Origin of the sequence: Micromonospora sp. DT229 (assembly GCF_049844505.1) — a bacterium.
In the GTDB taxonomy this organism is placed as follows: Bacteria; Actinomycetota; Actinomycetes; order Mycobacteriales; family Micromonosporaceae; genus Micromonospora.
This window is the reverse complement of record NZ_JBNCLD010000001.1, coordinates 12,874-33,820: the sequence shown is the minus strand read 5'-3', so window position 1 is coordinate 33,820 and position 20,947 is coordinate 12,874. Positions and strand designations below refer to the sequence as shown.

General features: G+C 70.1%; 18 protein-coding genes and 1 pseudogene. 8 read left to right on the top strand and 11 right to left on the bottom strand.

Annotated features, from left to right (window positions below):
• Positions 1 to 174: 174 nt before the first annotated feature.
• Positions 175 to 849 (bottom strand): PASTA domain-containing protein, encoded by a 675-nt coding sequence (locus ACLQ2T_RS00155; protein WP_425763932.1) that lies wholly within the window; start codon positions 847 to 849, stop codon positions 175 to 177.
• Between the two features lie 121 nt (positions 850 to 970).
• Here ACLQ2T_RS00155 and ACLQ2T_RS00150 point away from each other — a divergent pair, with 121 nt between their 5' ends.
• Positions 971 to 2,284 carry a hypothetical protein gene (locus ACLQ2T_RS00150; RefSeq protein WP_425763931.1) on the top strand — a complete coding sequence of 438 codons (1,314 nt, stop codon included), beginning with the start codon at positions 971 to 973 and terminating at the stop codon, positions 2,282 to 2,284.
• Between the two features lie 2 nt (positions 2,285 to 2,286).
• Here ACLQ2T_RS00150 and ACLQ2T_RS00145 read toward each other — a convergent pair whose 3' ends face one another.
• Together ACLQ2T_RS00145 and ACLQ2T_RS00140 are read right to left on the bottom strand one after the other, a co-directional pair.
• Positions 2,287 to 3,765: a glutamate--cysteine ligase gene (locus ACLQ2T_RS00145; RefSeq protein ID WP_425763930.1), complete on the bottom strand. Its 1,479-nt coding sequence runs from the start codon at positions 3,763 to 3,765 to the stop codon at positions 2,287 to 2,289.
• Positions 3,766 to 4,166: 401 nt separating this feature from the next.
• On the bottom strand, positions 4,167 to 4,745 hold the full coding sequence (locus tag ACLQ2T_RS00140) for a YceI family protein (RefSeq protein WP_425763929.1): 579 nt from the start codon (positions 4,743 to 4,745) through the stop codon (positions 4,167 to 4,169).
• Between the two features lie 99 nt (positions 4,746 to 4,844).
• Between ACLQ2T_RS00140 and ACLQ2T_RS00135 the strand changes: the two genes are divergently transcribed.
• Positions 4,845 to 5,354, top strand: a complete 510-nt coding sequence (locus tag ACLQ2T_RS00135; RefSeq protein ID WP_425763928.1) for a MarR family winged helix-turn-helix transcriptional regulator — start codon at positions 4,845 to 4,847, stop codon at positions 5,352 to 5,354.
• Between the two features lie 271 nt (positions 5,355 to 5,625).
• On the opposite strand, the pseudogene ACLQ2T_RS00130 reads toward ACLQ2T_RS00135, so the two are convergent.
• The 7 genes and pseudogenes from ACLQ2T_RS00130 to ACLQ2T_RS00100 form a co-directional block, all read right to left on the bottom strand.
• Positions 5,626 to 7,305 (bottom strand): annotated as a pseudogene (locus ACLQ2T_RS00130) (ATP-binding protein); the annotation flags it as partial.
• A 161-nt stretch (positions 7,306 to 7,466) separates the two neighbouring features.
• Positions 7,467 to 8,615, bottom strand: coding sequence for an acyl-CoA dehydrogenase family protein (locus ACLQ2T_RS00125; RefSeq protein WP_425763927.1), 1,149 nt, complete (start codon positions 8,613 to 8,615; stop codon positions 7,467 to 7,469).
• A gap of 81 nt (positions 8,616 to 8,696) precedes the next feature.
• Positions 8,697 to 10,229 carry an acyl-CoA carboxylase subunit beta gene (locus tag ACLQ2T_RS00120; RefSeq protein ID WP_425763926.1) on the bottom strand — a complete coding sequence of 511 codons (1,533 nt, stop codon included), beginning with the start codon at positions 10,227 to 10,229 and terminating at the stop codon, positions 8,697 to 8,699.
• A gap of 283 nt (positions 10,230 to 10,512) precedes the next feature.
• The gene (locus tag ACLQ2T_RS00115) at positions 10,513 to 11,430 is read right to left on the bottom strand and encodes a hydroxymethylglutaryl-CoA lyase (RefSeq protein ID WP_425763925.1); all 918 of its coding nucleotides are present in this window, start codon (positions 11,428 to 11,430) and stop codon (positions 10,513 to 10,515) included.
• Between the two features lie 179 nt (positions 11,431 to 11,609).
• On the bottom strand, positions 11,610 to 12,947 hold the full coding sequence (locus ACLQ2T_RS00110) for an acetyl-CoA carboxylase biotin carboxylase subunit (protein ID WP_425763924.1): 1,338 nt from the start codon (positions 12,945 to 12,947) through the stop codon (positions 11,610 to 11,612).
• A 155-nt stretch (positions 12,948 to 13,102) separates the two neighbouring features.
• Complete coding sequence (locus ACLQ2T_RS00105) at positions 13,103 to 13,729, bottom strand: TetR/AcrR family transcriptional regulator (protein WP_425763923.1); 627 nt, start codon at positions 13,727 to 13,729, stop codon at positions 13,103 to 13,105.
• 193 nt (positions 13,730 to 13,922) lie between these two features.
• Positions 13,923 to 14,813 (bottom strand): sulfurtransferase, encoded by an 891-nt coding sequence (locus ACLQ2T_RS00100; RefSeq protein WP_425763922.1) that lies wholly within the window; start codon positions 14,811 to 14,813, stop codon positions 13,923 to 13,925.
• A gap of 119 nt (positions 14,814 to 14,932) precedes the next feature.
• On the opposite strand from ACLQ2T_RS00100, the gene ACLQ2T_RS00095 reads away from it, so the two are divergent.
• Positions 14,933 to 16,147 (top strand): LPXTG cell wall anchor domain-containing protein, encoded by a 1,215-nt coding sequence (locus tag ACLQ2T_RS00095; RefSeq protein ID WP_425763921.1) that lies wholly within the window; start codon positions 14,933 to 14,935, stop codon positions 16,145 to 16,147.
• Positions 16,148 to 16,201: 54 nt separating this feature from the next.
• Here the strand turns inward: ACLQ2T_RS00095 and ACLQ2T_RS00090 are convergent, their stop codons facing one another.
• Complete coding sequence (locus ACLQ2T_RS00090) at positions 16,202 to 16,981, bottom strand: SGNH/GDSL hydrolase family protein (RefSeq protein WP_425763920.1); 780 nt, start codon at positions 16,979 to 16,981, stop codon at positions 16,202 to 16,204.
• Between the two features lie 190 nt (positions 16,982 to 17,171).
• On the opposite strand from ACLQ2T_RS00090, the gene ACLQ2T_RS00085 reads away from it, so the two are divergent.
• The 5 genes from ACLQ2T_RS00085 to ACLQ2T_RS00065 all read left to right on the top strand — a co-directional run bounded on the left by ACLQ2T_RS00085 (position 17,172) and on the right by ACLQ2T_RS00065 (position 20,921).
• Positions 17,172 to 17,816, top strand: coding sequence for a formylglycine-generating enzyme family protein (locus ACLQ2T_RS00085; protein ID WP_425764396.1), 645 nt, complete (start codon positions 17,172 to 17,174; stop codon positions 17,814 to 17,816).
• Positions 17,817 to 18,018: 202 nt separating this feature from the next.
• Positions 18,019 to 18,825, top strand: a complete 807-nt coding sequence (locus ACLQ2T_RS00080) for a helix-turn-helix domain-containing protein (protein ID WP_425763919.1) — start codon at positions 18,019 to 18,021, stop codon at positions 18,823 to 18,825.
• Entirely contained in the window at positions 18,813 to 18,998 is a 186-nt protein-coding gene (locus ACLQ2T_RS00075) for a DUF397 domain-containing protein (protein WP_425763918.1), read from the top strand. Before ACLQ2T_RS00080 ends, ACLQ2T_RS00075 begins: the two co-directional genes overlap by 13 nt.
• Positions 18,999 to 19,095: 97 nt before the next feature.
• Positions 19,096 to 20,271 carry a sensor histidine kinase gene (locus tag ACLQ2T_RS00070; protein ID WP_425763917.1) on the top strand — a complete coding sequence of 392 codons (1,176 nt, stop codon included), beginning with the start codon at positions 19,096 to 19,098 and terminating at the stop codon, positions 20,269 to 20,271.
• Positions 20,268 to 20,921 (top strand): response regulator, encoded by a 654-nt coding sequence (locus ACLQ2T_RS00065; protein WP_425763916.1) that lies wholly within the window; start codon positions 20,268 to 20,270, stop codon positions 20,919 to 20,921. Before ACLQ2T_RS00070 ends, ACLQ2T_RS00065 begins: the two co-directional genes overlap by 4 nt.
• Positions 20,922 to 20,947 lie beyond the last annotated feature (26 nt).

The window sequence follows — 20,947 nt, the reverse complement described above, 5'->3', positions numbered from 1 at the left end:
GCGGCGGACGGGGGCAGAGGACGGGTGTGGTCGGGATCTGCGGCGGACGGAGGAAACGGACGTGTCTGGTCGTCCGGCTGCTCCTCGCCCCGCTCGCTCATCTCGACATCCCCACCCTGGTCAACCTAGCGCCTCCGCAGGCCATCGGCCGGCATCAGCGTGTCGGGTGCCCGGTCACTGCGAATCCGGGCTCTCCTCCTGGGTCCCGCAGAGGAGGCGCACCTCATCGTTCCACCGGCCGAGGGTGCCGCCGGCAGGTTCCTGGGCGTTGACCGTGCCGTCCACCCCGGCCGGATGGCGGGGGTCGAATCCGTAGCGCAGGAGGTCGGCCGCCGCCGCCCGGCAGTCCTTCCCCATCACGTTCGGCACCTCGGTCGGCGGTGGCGCCCCGATCACATTGATCACCACGACGGCACCGAGTTTCACCGGGCTGCCGGCCTCCGGATCGGTACTCGACACCCGGGCATCGTCCCCGCTGCCGAAGACGAATTTCCAGCTCAGTCCGAGCACGCGCACCTCGTCCCGGGCGTTGACGAAGTCCATCCCGACCAGGTCCGGCACGGTCAACCCGGTCGGACTCGGTGCACCGGCGGTGGTCGGCGCGGAGGTCACCGGGGGCTGCTCGTCCGGTGTCGGCGCCCCCGGTTCCGGCGTGGTGGGGCTGTGGCTTGCCTCGGCGACGAGGGGCGGCGTTGTCGTCCGCTGCCGGTCGCCGGCTAGCCCCCAGCCGACGGCGGCTCCGATCACCACGAGCAGCACCGTCACCAGGCCGCCACCGATCACCAGTGTCGTCCGGTCGGAGTGGGCGTCAGTCTGCTCCGGCCGCCCCTGCGTATCGTCCCCCGTCATCGCCCCCACCGCCCAATCATCGGCGTCTGTGACCGCCGATGCCAGGCACCGTCGGTCACCTTAACCCTCCGGTACGGCGCACGACTCGCCGCTACGAGCACAGGAGGTTACGCTGCCCGGCATGGCCAGACAGGGCTGGGGAGGATCGATAGCCACCGCAGCCGGCGTAGCCGCCGGCGCCGGTGCCGCCCAACTGGGTTTCGGGTACGGGCTGGGCATTCTGAACTGGGCACCGGCCGATCCGACGGCCGGCACGGCGGCCTGGGTGGCCAGTCTGATCTGGGCCACCTGGATCGCCGCCAACTCGACGATTGTCGGTGCGGTCTGTGCGCAACGGCTCCGCGAGCGGCACCCCAGCCCGGCCGACCTGACCTCGACAGCCGACCCGGGTCGACCCTCGCGGACCGGCCGGCGCTCCGGTGACGGCGCGTGGTGGGTCGCGTTGGCCGGGGCCGCCGCCCTGGGCGCACTGATCACCGTGCTGCTGGTCGCGGTACCCGCCCGGGTCGCGGTGGTACCGGACACCCCCGCGCCACGGAACATGGCCGCCGGGTACGCCGCAGTCGGCGTACTGGTGGGCGCGTTGGTGGCCCTCTGGGCGCTGCGGTGTCGGGCGGCAGCCACAAATGTGATCGCCACCGCCGGCTGGTTGTGGCTGCTCGCGGTCGTCGCCGTGGTCGACTCCGTGCTCGCCGGTCGGGGTCTGACCACCGCCCAGTTGGGCATCTGGCAGCTCAGTTCCGACAGTGACCAGTTCTGGATCCGGGACTACTTCTACTGGCCCGGTGCCATCCTCTCGCTCGGTTCGGCACTGGTGATCGGTGCCCTGGCCGCCTGGCGGGGCGTACGCGACTCCGATCGGCGGGTCGGCGCCACCGCCTCCGGTGCGGCCGGCCCACTGCTGGTGGCGATCGCCTACTTCCTCGCCGTACCGAGGTTGACGGCGATCAGCCCCGAGCAGGTGTCCGCCCACCTCATCGCCCCGTACGCGGCGATAGTCGGAGTCGGGGGTTCCGTCCTGGTCGCCGCGCTTGCGCAGCGGGCCACCCGCCGCAGGTCGGACCAGTCGGCCGCCGATCAGCCACCCATCCCGCCGCTGCCTCGGCAGCGTGCCGGGGACGACAGCATGGCCCCCGGGGTCACCGACGAGCCGGCCAGAAACAACAGCCCCGGCGAGCCGACCGGGGACAGCACCGGTGCGGCCGGGGACATCCCTGGTGTGGCTGACGGCGAGCCCACTGGGTCGGATGGGCAGGCCGGGGCGGATGGGCAGGCCGGGGCGGATGGGCAGGCCGGGGCGGAGCCTGCGGAGCCTGCGGAGATCACCTCCGGCGGGGCCCGGGAGGGGTCGGATGCGCCCCTCGGGGCCGAGCGGTCACCGGACGGGCCGCAGACCCGGAGTGGACCTGCCCGGCCCTCGCGGCGAACCCGCTGAGGTCAGTCGATCGGCCAGGTGTGCACCGGTTCGTTGCTGCCCTGCAACTCGGCGTAGCGCTGAAGCATGTGGTGCAGGGCGGCCCGCCGGTCCAGGCCCCGTTGCCGCTGGGCGGCCCACACGGTCGCGGTCTGCCAGGCCGCACCGTTACGGCCGGTATGACAGCGCTGCTCGATGATGCCGAGCAGTCGGTCGCGTTCGGCCGGGGCCACCCCGAAGCCGTCCAGCCCGGCGGAGGCGACGGGCAACAACACGTCGAGGACCAACTTGGTCACCGGCACCTCACCGAGGCGGGGCCAGTGCAGGACTGCGTCCATGCCCCGTCGGGCGGCGGCGTGGAAGTTCTCCTCGGCGGAGCTGAAGGTGAGCTGGCTCCAGATCGGACGGTCGGCCTCGGCCAGGCCCCGGACCAGCCCGAAGTAGAAGGCGGCGTTGGCCAGCATGTCGACCACGGTGGGCCCGGCCGGCAGCACCCGGTTCTCGACCCGCAGATGTGGGCGCCCGTTCATGATGTCGTACACCGGGCGGTTCCAGCGGTAGACGGTGCCGTTGTGCAGTCTCAGCTCGGCGAGTTCGGGCACCCCCCCGGCGTGCAGGACCTCTACCGGGTCCTCGCTCTCGCAGATGGGCAGTAGCGGCGGGAAGTAGCGGACGTTCTCCTCGAAGAGGTCGAAGATCGAGGTGATCCAGCGTTCCCCGAACCACACCCGGGGTCGTACCCCTTGTGCCTTCAACTCGTCCGGGCGGGTGTCGGTGGCCTGTTCGAACAGGGCGATCCTGGTCTCCGCCCAGAGTTGCCGGCCGTACAGGAAGGGCGAGTTGGCACCCACCGCCACCTGCGCTCCGGCGATCGCCTGGGAGGCGTTCCAGTAGTCGGCGAAGCTGTCCGGTGCCACCTGGAGGTGGAACTGGAGACTCGTGCAGGCCGCTTCGGGGGCGATGGAGTCGGTGTGCGTGCGCAGCCGCTCCACCCCGCGGATGTCCAGTTCGATGTCCTCACCCCGCGCACCGACGATCTGGTCGTTGAGCACCCGGTAACGCTCGTTCGTGGACAGATTGTCGGCGACCAGATGCCCCTCGGTCAGGGTGGGCAGGATGCCGACCAGGACGATCCGGGTGTCCGAGCGGGACGCTTGCTCACCCGCCCGATTGAGGCTGCCCAGCAGGCCCCGCTCGTAGTCGGCGAAGCCGTCACCGGAGATCAGTCTCGGACTCGCGTTCAGCTCCAGGTTGAACTGTCCCAGCTCGGTCTGGAACAGCGGATCGGCGATGGCGGCGAGGATCTCCTCGTTGCGCATGGCGGGTTCGGCCGCCGAGTCGACCAGGTTCAGCTCGATCTCCAACCCGGTCATCGGCCGGTCGGCGTCGAAGCCGAAGTCGTCGAGCATCAGGGCGAAGACATCCAGGCAGCGGCGGACCTTCTGCCGGTAGAGGACCCGATCCTCACGGGAGAACGTGGCTCGGTCGACATCCCTGCCCATGTGTTCCTCCCGGGGCGCGACGCGACGGAACCGGTGCCGTTCCGCAGCGCAGTGTGAACCATACTCGTTGACGCGCCGAACCTGGCTGCCCCGAACATCGGTTCCCTGCCGCAGTCCACCGCCCAGCCACGCCGCTCTGACCAGCGGCGGGCCAGATCGGACGCGCTAGAGAACTTCCTACCCAGCCGGGCCGTCGCGGCCAACGGTCCAACTGACGAACAATCTGTGACATTCAGCATCGGCCCCCGTGGTTGCCACCGGCGTCCACATGGCTGGCCCGGCATCCCGCGTGGTTGTCCCGGCATGTCGCCGACACGTACCACCGGTGGCAGCGCGACGCGGTGGACAGAGCCGACAGACCCGCGCGAGCTTCAGCGCGGGCCTGTCGGCAGGTGTCAGGATCAGGCCTGGCGGACGCCCTCGCCCTCGATCTCGATCTTGATCTTCTTGCCGACCAGGACGCCACCGGACTCCAGGGCGACGTTCCAGGTCAGGCCGAACTCCTCCCGGTCGATCTCGGTGCTCGCCGAGAAGCCGAAGATGTCCGTGCCGAAGGGGCTGCGACCGACACCCTCGAACTCGACCTTGAGGTCGACCGGGCGGGTCACGTCCTTGATGGTGAGCTCACCGGCGAGGACGAACTCGTTGCCGCTGTGGGACTTCACCCCGATGCTGCGGTACTCCAGGGTGGCGAACTTCTCGACGTCGAGGAACTCCGGGCTGCGCAGGTGTGCGTCCCGGTCGGCCTGCGCGGTGGTGATGCTGGCCGCCTGGATGGTCGCGCTGACGGTCGACTCCAGCGGCTCCTCGGCGATCGTGATGGTCGCGGTGGCCTCGGTGAACTCACCCCGCACCTTGGAGACCATCATGTGCCGGGCCAGGAAGCCGACCCGCTTGTGCGCAGCGTCCAGCAGGTAGGTGCCGGCCGCCGGGATGGTCAGGCCGTTCCACTCGCGGGTAACCGACTCGGTGCTGGTCATGGGAACTTCCTCCAGGATATTGTTCGGCAGGTCAATGACTGACTCAGCAACTATACTCTCAACAATATTCCGTGTGTCAAGTACTGATAGGATGGCCTGGTGAACCCGAACGTGTTCAACGACTCACGCATCACCGCTGTCGGCCTCCTCTTCGAGGTGCACGCCGGGCTGTCGGCACGATTCGCCGCGCAGCTGGAAGAACACGGGCTTTCCTCGGTCGAGTTCGAGGTGCTCACCCGACTGACCCGCTCGCCCGACAACCAACTGAGAATGACCGACCTCGCCGCCCAGACCTCGCTGTCCACCAGCGGCGTGACCCGGGTGGTCGACCGGATGGAGCGCGACGGCCTGATCGTCCGGCAGGCCTGCCCCTCCGACCGACGTAGCTCCTTCGCCGTGGTGACGCCAGCCGGCCTGCGTCGACTCGATGAATGCCTGCCCGGCCACCTCCAACTCATCGAGGACTGGTTCACCGGCCAACTGGATCCGGCAGCACTGAGCGCACTGCTCGACGGTTTGCGCCGGGTACGAGACGCGGTGCATCCCTGCGCGACCGCCGGCAGCGATGACCCTGTCCGTGCGGAGGACACCAGCTCCACCGAGCGTTGATCATCGCTTGACCGTGGCTGCTGATCAACCCCCGCTGCGAACTAGCGGTGTTCAGCCGACCAGCCCACGGTGACAGCAGCGGCAGAAAAGGCGGCAGAATCGACCGATCAAACGGGGATAGACCATCAAATCCGACAGATGGCCTATCCCCGTCTCGCTAGTCTCGGGTCCGCGGGGGCGTGCAGGGGGGTGCCGGCGCGGGCGATGAGCGAGGGGTGACAACAGGGGGCTTCCTCGTCCGCGCCACCACCCCCCGTCGCCGCGACCGATCGCGGTCCCTCGGCGACTCCTCCCCGGCGGCCTCACCCGCACCGGCCAGCGCCGCCACCTCCAGCGCCGCCCGGGCGCGTAGTTCCGGGTCGGCATCAGCGGTACCCGGATCGGCCAGCAGCCGGGACAGCCACTGCCGCCCCGCGGCTTCCTGCCCGCAGCGCCGCCACCAGGGCGGCAGGCTAGCCGCCAGACGCAGGGCGGTGCCGGGATCGTCGACTGCGGCGTACGCCAGCGCGGCATCGATGTCCCCGCGAACCTCGTCGAGTAGACAGGCCTCGGTGTCGACCAGTCCCGCCACGGTGCGCTCCACGAACCGCGCGATCACCCGGGCGTGCCGACGACGGATGACGGTCGACTCACCGGCGCCGGAGGCGCGCTCCAGGGCGTAGTCCCGGACCGCGTCGAGCAACCGGAAGCGCAGCGGTGCATCCCCGCGAATGTTCAGCAGCCCCAGTTCCAGGAACCGGTCGAGCAACCGTACGGGGTCGGCGGTGATGGCGGTGCCGGTGAGCATCTCCTCGGCCAGTTCGAGCGACCACCGGTTGCCGAACGCGGCGAACCGCCGCAGCGCCGCACGTTCCTCGTCGTCGAGCAGTCGGTAGCTGGCCGCCACCGCGTCGCGCAGTGTCTCCTGCACCGGTGCGTGGGCCTCGCCCCGCCGCACCTGCCCGCCCTGCCAGCCGCTGCGGACAGCCAGGTCCAGATCCAGCACCCGGTCGCCGTACCGGTCCAGCAGTTCGGTCAGGCTGAGCAGTCGACCGCGCGCCGCCATCAGTTCGATGGCCAGTGGCAGCCCGCCGGTTCGTCGTACCAGGGTGGCCAGGGCAGGCAGCTCCTCGGTAGCCGGTGGTTCCCGGCGGACCTGCGCCAGTCGGGCGGTGAACAGGGCCACCGCAGGACAGGCCGCCAGGGTCGCCGGATCGATGACCTCCGGCGCCGGCACCTCCAGGGGCGAGACCGGTCGGACCCATTCCTCCGGCAGCCCCAGGGGATGCCGACTGGTGATCAGTACACGCAGGGAGGGCGCCGCCTCGGCGAGGCGGGGCACCGTCCGGACCACCGACTCGGGGGCCCGTTCGGCCGCGTCCACCAACAGCAACCCCGGACGATCGCCGATCCGGGCGGCCAGGTCCGCGACCCGGACGGCCCCGAAGACCCCCAGCACGGCGGCGAGCACCTCGGCGACATCCGATCCGGCGCCGAGGTGAACCCCGCGGGCCTCCCCAGGGAGTACGGCATGACCGACGGCCAGGGCCAGCGCGGTCTTTCCGACCCCGGCCAGGCCCACCAGGCTGATCGTCTGAGGGCCGTGCGGCTCGGTCAGCAGGGCCACCAGCTCGGCCAGGTCGCGCTCCCGCCCGATCAGCTCGGGTGGTGGCGGGATGGGTGTCGGGGTACCGGGGCCGACCGGGTCGTCACCGGCTCCCCGAGCGGCGGCCACGAAGGTCGTCCGGGCGGCACCGGTCAGTCCCAGAGCACCCGCGAGCAGCTCGATCGTGGTCCGTTGCGGACGCAGGGAGCGTCCCCGTTCCAGGTCCCGGACCGTCCGTACGCCGACACCGGCCCGGGCCGCGAGTTCGGCCTGGGTCAGGCCGGCGGCTCGACGGTGGCCGCGCAGCAGTTGCGCGAGGTCGGACGGCTCGGCCGAGGCCGAGAAGGGATCATGACCCAGCGTCATGGCCACGGACATTACGGGCCAGGACCGACAGCCGGCACGCGAGCGTCAGCCACCCGACCGGTCGATGCGGAAAGCCGACAGGACGAGCCGGGGTCAGCCGCGCAGGGCCAGCGTCAGGACCGGTGGCCCGTCGAGCCCTGGTCCCGGCTGCCCGGCTCGGCTCACATCCCCAGGTCCCGCGCGATGATCATGCGCTGCACCTCGGAGGTACCCTCGCCGATTTCCAGGATCTTGGAGTCCCGCCAGAACCGGGCCACCGGGTACTCGTTCATGAAGCCGTACCCGCCGTGGATCTGGGTCGCCTCCCGGGCGTTGTCCACCGCGATCGTGCTGGCGTGCAGCTTGGCGATCGCCGCCTGCCGCTTGAACGGCTCCCCGGCCAACATCCGGGCCGCCGCGTCGTAGTACGCCAGGCGGGCGGTGTGCGCCTTCATCTCCATGTCGGCGACCTTGAACTGGATCGCCTGGTAGTTGCCGATCGGCTGACCGAAGGCCTGCCGCTCGCCGGCGTACTTGATCGACTCGTCGACACAGCCCTGAGCGAGCCCCACGGCCAGGGCGGCGATGGCGATCCGACCCTCGTCGAGGATGCGCAGGAACTGGGCGAAGCCCCGGCCCCGCTCGCCGAGCAGGTTCTCCGCCGGCACCCGGCAGTCGTCGAAGGTCAACTCGTGGGTGTCCGAGGCGGTCCACCCGACCTTGGAGTAGCCGGGGGCGACCGTGAAGCCCGGGGTGCCGCTCGGCACGATGATGGTGGACAGTTCCTTGGCGCCGTCGGGTCGGGTGCCGGTGACGGCGGTGACGGTGACCATGACGGTGATGTCCGTGCCCGAGTTCGTGATGAACGCCTTCGAGCCGTTGATCACCCACTCGTCGCCGTCCAGCACGGCCCGGGTCTCGGTGCCCCCGGCGTCCGAGCCGGTGCCCGGCTCGGTCAGCCCGAACCCGGCCAGCGCCTCGCCGCTGAGCAGCTTCGGCAGCCAGCGGGCCTTCTGCTCCTCGGTACCGAACCGGTAGATCGGCATCGCGCCCAGGGAGACCGCCGCCTCCAGGGTGATCGCCACGCTGGAGTCGACCCGGGCCAGCTCCTCCAACGCCAGGCAGAGGGCGAAGTAGTCGCCGCCCATCCCGCCGTACTCCTCGCTGAAGGGCAGGCCGAACAGGCCCATCTTGCCCATCTGCCGGATGACCTCGTACGGGAAGGTGTGCTGCTCGTAGTGCTCGGCGATGACCGGCGCGACCACCTCGCGGGCGAAGTCCCGCACGCTGTCGCGCAGCGCCTGGTGCTCCTCGGAGAGCCGGAAGTCCATCGGTTCCTCCTGTGTGGACGGTCGTCGGGCGCTTGTGGCGCCGCCGACGGTGCCGGTGCTGACTGATGCGGATACGCCGGTTCAGACGGGGGTGACGCCGTGCCGACGCCGGGAGAAGTGCCGGTCCTTGCTCCGGGCGGCGGTGAAGCGGCGAATCAGTTCGGCGCGCAACTCGTGCGGCTCGACGATCGTGTCGATGACGAGTTCACTGGCCAACCGGACGATGTCGATGTCCTGCTCGTACTCGGCGCGCTTGGCGGCGACGAAGGCAGCCCGCTCGGCCTCGTCCTCGATCGCGGCGATCTTGTTCGCGTACACCGCGTTGACCGCGGCCTCCGCGCCCATCACCGCGATCTTCGCGGTGGGCAGGGCGATGGTGGCGTCCGGCTCGAAGCCCGGCCCGGCCATGGCGTACAGACCGGCGCCGTACGCCTTGCGGACCACCACACAGATCTTGGGTACGGTCGCCTCGGAGATCGCTGTGATCATCTTTGCGCCGTGCCGGATGATGCCCTGCTTCTCCACCGCGCTGCCGACCATGAAGCCGGGCACGTCGGACAGGAACAGCAGCGGCACGTTGAAGGCGTCGCAGAGCTGCACGAACCGGCTGGCCTTGTCGGCCGAGTCGACGAAGAGCACCCCGCCCTTGAACATCGAGTTGTTGCCGACCACGCCGACGACCTCGCCGTTCAGCCGACCGAACCCGATGGTCAACTCCTTGGCCCAGAGGGCCTGGATCTCGAAGAAGGAATCCTCGTCCAGCAGGCCCTTGACGTACCGCCGCATGTCGAAGGCCTGCCGCTCGCTGGCCGGCACCAGCGCGGCCAGGTCCGCCTTGGCGGGCGCGGCGACCGGCTCCGCGGTCGGGGGCTGCTGGGTCCAGTTCGCCGGCAGGTACGACAGGTAACGCCTGACCACCTCGAGGGCCTCGGCCTCGGTCTTGCAGAGGAAATGCCCGACGCCCGACTCGGCGCAGTGCACCTTGGCCCCGCCCATCGCCTCCAGGGTGGTCTTCTCCCCGGTGACCATCTCGACCATCCGGTCGGAGCCGAGGTACATGCTGGCGTTGCCGTCCACCATGGCCACCACGTCGCAGAAGGCCGGAATGTACGCCCCACCGGCCGCGCTCGGCCCGAACAGTGCGCAGACCTGAGGAATCGAGCCGGAGGCGCGTACCTGATTCCAGAAGATCTTGCCGGCACCCCGTCGGCCCGGGAACAGCTCCACCTGGTCGGTGATCCGCGCTCCGGCCGAGTCGACCAGGTAGACCATCGGGACGCCGGTGTCGTACGCCCGCTCGATGATCCGAATGATCTTCTCGACGGTACGCGCACCCCAACTGCCGGCCTTGACGGTGGAATCGTTGGCCATCAGGCAGACCTGACGCCCGTCGATGGTGGCCGTGCCGGTCACCACCCCGTCGGCGGGCAGCCCCTCGGCGAGGGCGTTGGCGAAGAGTCCATCCTCGACGAAGGAACCCTCGTCGACCAGCAGCGCCACCCGCTCCCGGGCGAACAGCTTGCCCTTGGCCGCGTTCGCCGCGTGATACTTCTCCGCACCGCCGGCCCGAACCCGCTTGCCGAGTTGCTCCAGCGCCCCACCGTCAACCGTCACCACGGCTCCCCACCCCAGCCGACCTGAACGATCGTTAATCTACCCCACTCCACCCACCCCCCACCACGCCTCACCCACCCCCATCCCCACCCCGCCCCCGCCCCATCCCCGCGATCTTGCACTTTGTGTCGCCCATATACGCCTTTCATAGCGATATGCGGCGACCAAAACTGCAAGATCGCGGGGGAGGGCGGGGCGGGCGGGGCGGGGCGGGCGGGGCGGGGCGGGGCGGGGCGGGGCGGGGTGGGCGGGGCGGGGCGGGGCGGGGCGGGGCGGGGTGGGTTTAGGGGTGGGGGGTCAGGTGGGTGCGGGGGCCGGCGCGGAGGACGCCGGAGGGGAGGCGGCGGGCGGTGAGTTCCTCGGCCAGTTTGGCGGCCTCGATCAGGGCATCCAGGTCGATGCCGGTGTCGATGCCCATGTCGTGCAGCATGTGCACCGCCTCCTCAGTGGCCAGGTTTCCGCTGGCGCCGGGGGCGTACGGGCAGCCACCCAGGCCACCGACGCTGGCGTCGAACTCGGTGATCCCGAACTCCAACGCGGTCAACAGGTTCGCCAGGGCGGTACCCCGGGTGTTGTGGAAGTGCAGTAGCACCGGGATGTCCGCGTTGCGCTCGCGTACGGCGGCTAGCAGGTCACGGACCCGTCGGGGGGTACCCATGCCGGTGGTGTCGCCGAAGGCGACCCGGTCGGCGCCGTCGCGGACCACCCGGTCCACGATGGCCGCCACCCGGCCGGGGTCGATGTCCCCCTCGTACGGGCAACCGAAGCTGGTAGCGATGATGACCTCGGCGGTGGCGCCGGCACCGTGCAGCAGGTCGATCAGTTCGGCGATGTCGTCGAGCGACTCGTCCGTGCCACGGTTGACGTTGCGCCGGTTGTGGGTGTCACTGGCGGAGACGACGACCTCGATCTCGGTGAACCCGGCGGTCAGGGCCCGCTGGGCACCCCGGGTGTTGGGGACCAGCGCCGAATAGTTCACCCCGTCGACCTTCGCCGCCCGTTGCCACACCTCGTCGGCGTCGGCCATCTGCGGGATCGCCTTCGGGTGCACGAACGACACCGCCTCGATCCGCCGTACCCCGGTGCGGGACAGCGTATCGAGCAGCCGCACCTTCGCCTCGGTCGGAATCGGCTCCTCGTTCTGGAGCCCGTCACGCGGTCCAACCTCCCGGATGGACACAAACCCCGGCAGTTCCGTCATCCTGGCCACCTCACTGTGACACCCATCGAACCTTGCTTTCTTTCCCAGCATCCCACCCCACCCATCCCGCACCTGTTGATCAAGAGGTTTGCGTCGTGAATCGGCCTCGGCCCGACGCAAACCTCTTGATCAACGGGGCTATCCGGGCGGGCGGGGGCGCAGGGGCGGGGGCGCGGGGGTTAGCGCATGCGGGTTATCAGGGTGGTGTCGTAGGTGCCGGAGGTGAACTCCTGGTTGTCCAGGAGTTCGGTGAAGAAGGGGAGGTTGTTCTTGGGGCCGGACAGGGCGAATTCGGCCACGGCGGTGCGGGCGCGGGCGATCGCCTCGGAGCGGGTGTCGGCGTACACGATGAGCTTGGCCATCAGGCTGTCGTAGAAGGGGGTGACCGTGTTCCCCTCGACGTAGCCGGAGTCGACGCGTACCCCCTCGCCGGTGGGCTCCACCCAGGTCTTGATCACCCCTGGGCCGGGCAGGAACCGCTTCGGGTCCTCGGCGTTGATCCGCAACTCGATGGCGTGGCCGCGCGGGCTCAGCGCGTCCGGGTCGAAGGTGGGCGGCAGACCGGCGGCCACCCGCAGCTGCTCCTCGACCAGGTCCAGGCCGTAGACCAACTCGGTGACCGGGTGCTCCACCTGGAGCCGGGTGTTCATCTCCAGGAAGAAGAACTCGTCGGTACCCGGGACCAGCAGGCACTCCACCGTGCCGGCGTTGCGGTAGCCGACCGCCTCACCGGCCCGTACCGCCGCGGCCAGCAGTCGCTCCCGCAGCTGCGGCGACACCGCCGGGGAGGGCGACTCCTCGACCAGCTTCTGGTTGCGGCGCTGCACGGAACACTCCCGCTCACCGAGGGCCACCACCCGGCCGTCGGCCAGCCCCAGGATCTGCACCTCGACGTGCCGTACCCGGGGGAAGTAGCGCTCGATCAACACCGAGCCGTCGCCGAACATCCGCTCCGCGAACGCGCGCACCTTGTCGTACTCGGTGCGCAGGGCGCTCTCGTCGGCGGCCACCCCCATGCCCATGCCGCCACCTCCGGCGGCGGCCTTCACCATGACCGGGTACCCGATCTCGTTCGCAGCCGCGACCGCCGCCGTCAGGTCGGCCGCCGGCTCGGTGGTGCCGGGGGCGACCGGAACCCCGGCGGCGGCCATCAGGTTCCGCGCATTGATCTTGTCGCCCATCGCGCTGATCGCGTCCGCCCCCGGTCCGACCCAGACCAGGCCCTTGGCCTCGACGGTACGGGCGAAGTCGGCGTTCTCCGACAGGAAGCCGTAGCCGGGGTGGATGGCCTGGGCCCCGGTCGAGGCGGCGGCGGCGAGGATCGCCTCGGTGTTGCGGTAACTCTGCGCCGGGTTGGCGGGCCCTACACAGACCGCCTCGTCGGCCTCCCGCACGAACGGCAGATCGGCGTCTGCCTCGGAATACACCGCGATCGCGCGTACGCCGAGCCGCCTGGCGGTACGGATGATCCGGCGGGCGATCTCGCCCCGGTTGGCGACCAGCAACGACTCGATCATGGGTCCTCCGAGCGTCCAGATGGTGGGAACGCATGCTAGGCAGCCCCACCGCCCCGGAGCAAGGAAGGGTCCCCGCTCAACGCTTTCGGTAGAGCAAGGGCACCTGCCGGAGATGGAAAGCCGCCCACGCCCAGTTGCGGGCGGAGCGGGAGACCTCAGGCCGGTCCGGTGGGGGCCAGCAGCGCGGCCAGGCTGGCGGCGCGCAGCAGTTCGGCACGGCGGCGGCGGTCCACCTCGCCACCGAGGAAGGGGGTGGAGTTCATCAGGCCGAAGGCGGCGTGCGCCAACACCCGCGCCTCCCCGTCGGGCAGCCCGTCGTGCAGCGCGGTCAGCACGGTGACCCACTCCTCCACGTAGAGCCGCTGGAGGCGCCGGATGCGCCGTCGGGGCTCCTCGGGCAGCCGGTCCAACTCGTGCAGGTGCAACGCGATGACTGCGGGATTGGCCAATGCGAAGTCGACATGAAAATCGATCAACGATTCCAGGGCGGCACGTGGATCGCCCGGGTGGCCGGCGGCGCGCTGACGACCTCCGTCGAGCAGTTCCTCGCTCACCGGCACCAGCGCGGCGACCAGCATCGCCTCCTTGCCGGCGAAGTGGTGGTAGAGGGCTGGGCCGGTCACCCCGGCCGCCGCGCCGATGTCGTCCATCGACACCCCGTGGTAGCCGCGGGAGGCGAACAGCCCCACCGCGATCTCCAGGATCTCGTCCTTGCGGGACCGGCGCCGCCCCGTCCCCGTGGCCCCGCTGTTCGCGCCGCGGGCCCGCTGCTCCACCGTCACCGGGCAAGCCTAGACCGAGGCCGATGACCGGGGGCAGGCTTGGTTACCCGCCAGTCCGCCTGCCGGGAACGCCCACTCGGTGATACCCGCCGACAATCGATCACGAACAGCACCCACACCAGCTCAAAGGGCAGATCGGCCGCTGAAGTTGCCAAACAGCCCGCCCGGCAACCTCAACGATCAATCTGGCGGGTCAGGTCGGGTTCGGGCCCTTAACGACGGGGGCACGGACCAGATTGCCCCATTCGGTCCAGGAGCCGTCGTAGTTGCGAACCTGGGGGTAGCCGAGCAGGTGGCGCAGCACGAACCAGGTGTGGCTGGAGCGTTCCCCGATCCGGCAGTACGCGATCACGTCGTCGTCCGGGCTCAACCCGAGTTGGTCGGCGTAGATGGCGCGCAGTTCCTCGGCCGACTTGAAGGTGCCGTCGTCGTTGGCGGCGGACTTCCACGGCTTGCTCACCGCACCCGGGATGTGTCCACCCCGCAGCGCACCCTCCTGCGGGTAGTCCGGCATGTGCAGCATCTCGCCGGTGTACTCGCCCGGCGAACGCACATCCACCAACGGGCGGCCCGCCGCGACGTGCGCCGCGACCTCCTCGCGGAACGCCCGCACCGGCGCGTCGTCGCGCTGCGGGACCGGGTACTGCGCCCGCGGCCGGTTCGGCTTGTCGCGGGTCAACTCCCGCCCCTCGGCGACCCACTTCTGTCGCCCACCATCGAGCAGGCGCGCGTCCGAGTGGCCGAAAAGCGTGAAAACCCAGAGGGCGTACGCGGCCCACCAGTTGAAGTTGTCGCCGTAGAAGACCACCGTGTCGTCACGGCCGATGCCCTTGGCGGCGCAGAGTTCGGCGAACCGTTCGGCATCCAGATAGTCGCGGGTCACCTGGTCGTTCAACTCCAGATGCCAGTCGACCTTCACGGCACCGGGAATGTGCCCGGTGTCATACAGCAGCACGTCCTCGTCGGATTCGACGACGACCAGACCCTCGTCGTGCAGATGCTCGGCCAGCCACTCGGTGGTGACCAGCCGCTGGGGATCGGCGTAGGACTGGAGTCGGGGATCGGGATCATTCGGCACAGGCATGATCCCCAAGGTACCCAGTCGCGGGCTGCCGGGTGGCCGCTCCGGTGACGGGACAGGCGGCCGGGCCCAGCCGAATATCGTCGGTAATGACACTTGCCGATCGATCGGAAGGTTCCGCTGTGGCTGTTGGTCGTCGCTGGCTGTCACGAACGGTGGCCGCCACATTGCTCGTCCTTGCCAGTACGGCTCTCCCCGCTGGTCCCGCCGCTGCCGTGGACCCGGAGCCGAAGTTCGACTTCGATCTGACCAGTACGACGGCTCCGCTGGGGGTCGAGAAGAAGCGAATCTATCTCAGGTTCACCAACCTGACGACTGACGAGACCCCGACCGCGTGGCAGCTCGATGTCGGTCCCACCCGCTTGGATCCGTGGCAACCGGCCACCATCGAATGGCCGGAGCCGGGCAACAGAAGCGGGGAGTGCGACGGTGAGCCCGATCGTTTCTACTGCTTCATCTCCGCTTCCACGAATCAGGGGCTCATACCGGGACCCGGTGAGACGGTGGAGATTCCACTCACCATGTACATCCGCGAGAAGAACGAGCCGTACGAGGACACGTTCTCGGTCACAGTGCACGCATACTGGGGAGACGTGAGGTCACCCGACGTCAGAAAGACGTTCCCGATCAAGGTCGTCGACGATGCCGAGGCTGACCTGTCGGTGATTGCCCCGGACGTGAAGCAGTCCGTGCGGATAGCGGCGGACGGCAAGCTCGAAGCGACCGGGCCGCTGAACCCGGGCGAGACGGCCGCAGTGCGCTACCGGATCGTCAACCAGGGCCGGAAGGCGGTCAGCGGGGTCAAGGTCACCCTAAGCCTGCCCGAGGGCACCGCCTTCACCCAGCCGCCCGAGGAGTGCGCGGTCGACGAGGACGGACGCTCGGCGGTCTGCACCTATGACAGCCTGGCCCTCGTACCGGTCGCCGAGGACACCGACCCCAAGGACGACATCCACTCCGCGGTCGAACTGCACAATCTGGTGACCGTGCCGGCCGCCACCTTGGCCCCGGTCACCTTCAAGGGCGGGACCGTACAGGTCGAGGGCCTGACCGAGGAGGTCGTCGCCAAGTCCGACCGGGTGCGTACCAAGCTGCCGGCGAACGCCGTGGCCGTACCGGCGGCGGATGTGGATGCCAGCGACAACCAGGACGGTTTCTCCGTCGTGGTCGCCGCCCCCCGCAGCGGCGGGGACGACGGCGGCAACGGGGGCGGGGGTGAACTGCCGATCACCGGGGCACAGACCACCCTGATCGCCGGAATCGGCCTGGTCCTGCTGGCCGGTGGGGGCCTCATGCTGCTGCTCACCCGACGCCGCAACCGCCTACCGCACGCCTAGGCGCCCCTGGCGCCACCCGTCTGATAGGAAGTCGTCGTGCCGACGGCTTCCTGATCAGCTAGGCGGCTGTGACGAGAAAGGACCGAGCAGGGGGCGTTTGGCGGTCCGGGTGTCACCGGAGGAACGGCCGGTGATACGGCGCTTGATCCAGGGGGCCAGGTGCTGTCCGGCCCAGCGCAGGTCGGCCGCCCGAGCGGAGAGCCAGGGCGTCGGCTGCGGGGAGGGCGGTACGAGCAACCACTGCTCGTCACAGCCGACCCCGAGGGCGGCGAGCACCTGACCGGCGACCCGACGGTGACCGGCCGGGGACAGGTGCAGCCGGTCGGTGCTCCACAGCATCGGGTTCAGGTAGGTGTCGTCGGCGTACAGGTCGACCAGGATGGCGCCGTGCCGTTCGGCGGTCTCGCCGACCGCGCGGTTGAGCAGGGTGACCCGGGGGGCGATGAACCGCTGCCCGGGCAGTCGGGCCATCACGTCGGCGAACCGGAACAGCAGCACGTCGGCGCCGTCCGCCCGCAGCCGGCCCACCACCTGGTCGAAGCGTTCGACCAGCGCGTCCGGGTCGAAGGTACGGCGCAGCACGTCGTTGCCACCGGCCGCGAAGCTGATCAGGTCGGGCTTCATCGCCAACGCCATTGGCACCTGCTCGGCCACCACGTTCGGGAAGGTGCGACCCCGGATGGCCAGGTTGGCGTACCGGAAGTCGGGGCCGGCCTCGGCGGCCAGTCGGGTGGCGACCAGATCGGCCCAGCCCCGGAGGGAGCCGTCCGGGTACGGGTCGTCCAGACCTTCGGTGAAGCTGTCCCCGACCGCGACATAGCTACCCCAGCGCACCACTGCTCCTTCAGAGGAAGGGAAGGAAGGGCCCCTTGTTAACGCCTGCGGTATAGGAAGGGCCCCTTCTTAACGTCGCAGAGTCTGGCACCAGACCGGCACCCCCGGCTGCCCCTGACGGCTGATCGTGGCGGACGTCATCGCCCCCGCCAACCGAGTACGCTCGCTGCTCGTGACGGCGGAGCTTGCCATGATCTCCATCTCGGCCGGGCAGGTGACGCTGTCGGACCGACGTACCCAGCGGCGCTGGTCGGTGCGGCTCCAGCCGTACGACATCGCTGCCGTCCCGGTCACCCAGGAGCAGTACGCGCAGGTCACCGGCGAGCGCCCCAGCGCGGCTGCCGGCGACCGGCTTCCCGTCGAGAGCGTTTCCTGGTGGGACGCGATCCGCTTCTGCAACGCCCTGTCCCAGCGAAAGGGCCTGACACCGGCGTACCGGATCGACGGCGAGCGGGTCGACTGGAACGTCAACGCTGACGGGTACCGGCTGCCGACCGAGGCCGAGTGGGAGTACGCCTGCCGGGCCGACACGACCGGCCCCCGGTACGGGCCGCTGGACGAGATCGCCTGGTATCGCGGCAACTCCGCCGAGCGGATTCACGAGGTGGCCGGCAAGCAGCCCAACGCCTGGGGCCTGTACGACATGTTGGGCAATGTGTGGGACTGGTGCTGGGACGTCTACGACGCCGAGGTCTACGGCAGCTACCGGGTGCTGCGCGGCGGCGGCTGGTTCGACGAGCAGTGGAGTTGCCGCGCCTCCGTACGCCGTCGCAGCCATCCGACGTTCACTGTCGACGATGTCGGTTTCCGGGTGGCCCGCTGGGCATTCCGCTGACCGTTGCGGGGCCGCCCCGTCCCATGTGGTGTGAGGCGGCCCCTGGGCAGCCCCACCCCGTCCCCGATGGATGGGAGCAAGACCGCTACGTGACATTCTGCTGATCTCACGACTACGGTCGGAAGGCACACGCGCGTGCCGGGGTGATCCCCACGCCGGCTCGGGAACCCCGTGGGAGCGGCCGACAGATCGTGGAGGCACTGTGGAATCGGAGCCGACCGCCGAACTGATTCGGGCCCAGCTGCGCAGGCTGCGGCTGGCCGCCGGGATGACCCAGGAGGATTTCGGCAAGCTGGTGCACTTCTCCGGCTCCCAGATCTCCGCCATCGAGCTGGGACAACGCCCGTTCGACCGACTCTTCCTCAAGCGCGCCGACGAGGTGCTCGACAGCGATGGCCTGCTGTTGGGGTTGCTGCGCATCGCCGAGCTGCACGGTCAACCGAGCTGGCTGCGGCCGTGGCTGGATGCCGAACGCGCCGCCCGCCAGCTGCGTTGCTATCACCCCACCCTGGTGCCAGGTCTGTTGCAGATCGAGCACTACGCCCGAGCGGTGATCCGCGCCGATGATCTGCTCAGCGACGACGAGGTGGAGCGGCGACTGGCGGTACGGATGGATCGGCAGGCCATCCTGACCCGGCCCGATCCGCCGATGCTGGTCGCGGTGATCGAGGAGACGACGCTCCGCCGGGCCGACGAGAGCTTCCGGGGCATCATGATCCAGCAGATCAACCACCTGCTCGACTGCGTGAAACGCGGCGGTGTGCTGGTGCACGTGATCCCCGTCGAGGTGAGCGTGCATGTCGGCCACGCCGGCCCGCTGACCCTGGCCCGCGGTGTCGAGGGCGAGTGGGTCGGACACCTGGAGAACCATGTCGGTGGCGCGACCATCGACAAGAACGAGGAGATGGCAACTGTGCTGGCGAGGTGGGAGGGCATCCGCAGCGTCGCCCTGCCCAAGGCGCAGTCCGAGCTGCTGATGAAGGAAGTGATGGACTCGTGGACGATCTGACCGGGGCGACCTGGCGCAAGTCGAGCCGCAGCGCCAGCGGCGAGTGCGTCGAGGTCGCCGACAACCTGCCGGGCGTGATCGGCGTACGCGACAGCAAGGACATCACCGGCCCGGTGCTCACCTTCGACCCAGCCACCTGGCGTCGCTTCATCGCCTTCACCAAACGCCCCTGATCCACGAAGGTGCCCTTCCCGCATACGTCCGTGGGCGACCTCCGGTGTCGCCTGCTGACGACTCCACCGGTTCGGGCTCGCGCCGTACCCTGAGGCCGTGGCCGGTCGTGCGAGGGAGCAGGCGTGCCGCCCCTGGGTAGTCGATCTCCTGCTCGGTGTGGGTGTCACCGTCGTCGTTTCGATCGTGATCAGCGCCAACGAGGGTGGCCGACACGGGCCGGTAGGGGTCGCCTACCTGTGGGCCGTCGGCCTCGGGGCGCTGATGCTGGCCCGTCGCCGCTACCCGGTGCCGGTGCTCGCCGTGACGGTGCTGGGCCTGTGCGCCTACTACGCCGTCGGCTACCCGGCGATCGGCTTGGCCGTGCCGGTCGCCGCCGCCCTCTTCTCCGCCGCCGAGTACGGCCGACTCGCCGCCGCCGTCACCGCCGCCGTGCTGGTCACCGTGGTCTCGGTGGTCTTCCGTCTGGCCGAGGGGCAGGACTTCTCCTTCGTGGTCGGCTACGAGTTGGCCGGGCACCTGCTGTTGATGGGGGCGGCGATCGCTCTCGGCGACAGCGTGCGGTCCCGCCGGGCGGCGCAGGCGGACGCCCGGCGGATCGCCGAACTGACCGCCGCGCGGTACCGGCAGGAGGCGCACACCCGTATCCAGCACGAACGGATGGCCATCGCCCGGGACCTGCACGATTCTCTGGGTCACACCGTGTCGGTGATCGCCCTGCACGCCGATGTGGCTCGGGAGGCGTTGGGCCGGGACGAGGCCGCCGCCCGCTCGGCGCTGGAGCTGATCCGGTCGGCGGCCGGCCGCAGCCTGGTCGACCTGCGGCGCACGGTGACCCTGCTCCGCTCGCCGGACGACCAGCGCCGCACGGTCGTCTCGCTGGCCAACCTCGACGCGGTCACCCAGGCGGCCGGCGCCGCCGGGTTCGACGTCGACCTCCGGGTCGACCTCGACATCCCCGTCCCGGGTCCGGTGGAGGCCGCCGCCTTCCGGATCGTGCAGGAGGCGATCACCAATGTCGTACGACACTCCGCCGGCAGCCGGGTCGAGATCCGGGTACGCCAGGACGAGCACCGCCTGACCCTGTCGGTCACCGACACCGGCGCCGACGCCCCAGCCGACGCGGAACTCGAAGCACCAAAGGCAGGCACCCCCGGGCACGGCATCGTCGGGATGCGGGAGCGGGCCGAGAGCCTGGGGGGTCGGCTGACCGCCGACCCGGTGCCGGGGGGTTTCGCCGTCCACGCCGAACTTCCGCTGGTCGGGCCGGCATGACCAGGGTGCTGATCGTCGACGACCAGGATCTGGTCCGGGCCGGCATCCGTACCCTGCTGTCGGCCGATCCGCGGATCGAGGTGGTCGGGGAGGCCGCCGACGGGCGGTCCGGGCTGCGCCTGGCCCGGCAGCATCGGCCCGATGTCGTACTCATGGACATCCGGATGCCGGTGCTGGACGGCCTGGCCGCGACCGCGGCGATCCGGGCCGACGAGCAGTTGGCCGCCACCCGGGTGCTGATCCTGACCACCTTCGACGACGAGGAGGACATCATCGAGGCGGTCAGCCTGGGCGCCGCCGGGTACCTGTTGAAGGACACCCCCTCGGAGGAGCTGCGCCGGGCGGTGCTGACGGCGGCGGCGGGCGGGAACCTGTTGTCCCCCTCGGTCACCCGCCGGGTGATGGAACGGCTGGCCGCCGCACCCCGACCGGCCCGCCCCGATCCTCGGCTGGCCGTGCTGACCGAGCGGGAGCGGGCCGTGCTGGCCCGGGTCGGGTTGGGGGAGACGAACGACGAGATCGGCCGTGCCCTGTTCATCAGTCCGGCGACCGCCCGCACCTATGTGAGTCGCCTGCTGACCAAGCTGAACGCCCGGGACCGGACGGCCCTGGCGGTGATCGCGCATCGGGCCGGACTCAGCGAACCCTAGTACCCAATGCGTTCGCCGAGACCGCC

What these genes read in the sequence shown, in the direction of transcription:
- ACLQ2T_RS00100 (WP_425763922.1), bottom strand. Translation starts at nt 14,813, where the DNA reads ATGCCTGTGCCGAATGATCCCGATCCCCGACTCCAGTCCTACGCCGAT.
- ACLQ2T_RS00115 (WP_425763925.1), bottom strand. Translation starts at nt 11,430, where the DNA reads ATGACGGAACTGCCGGGGTTTGTGTCCATCCGGGAGGTTGGACCGCGT.
- ACLQ2T_RS00085 (WP_425764396.1), top strand. Translation starts at nt 17,172, where the DNA reads ATGATCTCCATCTCGGCCGGGCAGGTGACGCTGTCGGACCGACGTACC.
- ACLQ2T_RS00150 (WP_425763931.1), top strand. Translation starts at nt 971, where the DNA reads ATGGCCAGACAGGGCTGGGGAGGATCGATAGCCACCGCAGCCGGCGTA.
- ACLQ2T_RS00155 (WP_425763932.1), bottom strand. Translation starts at nt 849, where the DNA reads ATGACGGGGGACGATACGCAGGGGCGGCCGGAGCAGACTGACGCCCAC.
- ACLQ2T_RS00140 (WP_425763929.1), bottom strand. Translation starts at nt 4,745, where the DNA reads ATGACCAGCACCGAGTCGGTTACCCGCGAGTGGAACGGCCTGACCATC.
- ACLQ2T_RS00065 (WP_425763916.1), top strand. Translation starts at nt 20,268, where the DNA reads ATGACCAGGGTGCTGATCGTCGACGACCAGGATCTGGTCCGGGCCGGC.
- ACLQ2T_RS00110 (WP_425763924.1), bottom strand. Translation starts at nt 12,947, where the DNA reads ATGATCGAGTCGTTGCTGGTCGCCAACCGGGGCGAGATCGCCCGCCGG.
- ACLQ2T_RS00125 (WP_425763927.1), bottom strand. Translation starts at nt 8,615, where the DNA reads ATGGACTTCCGGCTCTCCGAGGAGCACCAGGCGCTGCGCGACAGCGTG.
- ACLQ2T_RS00145 (WP_425763930.1), bottom strand. Translation starts at nt 3,765, where the DNA reads ATGGGCAGGGATGTCGACCGAGCCACGTTCTCCCGTGAGGATCGGGTC.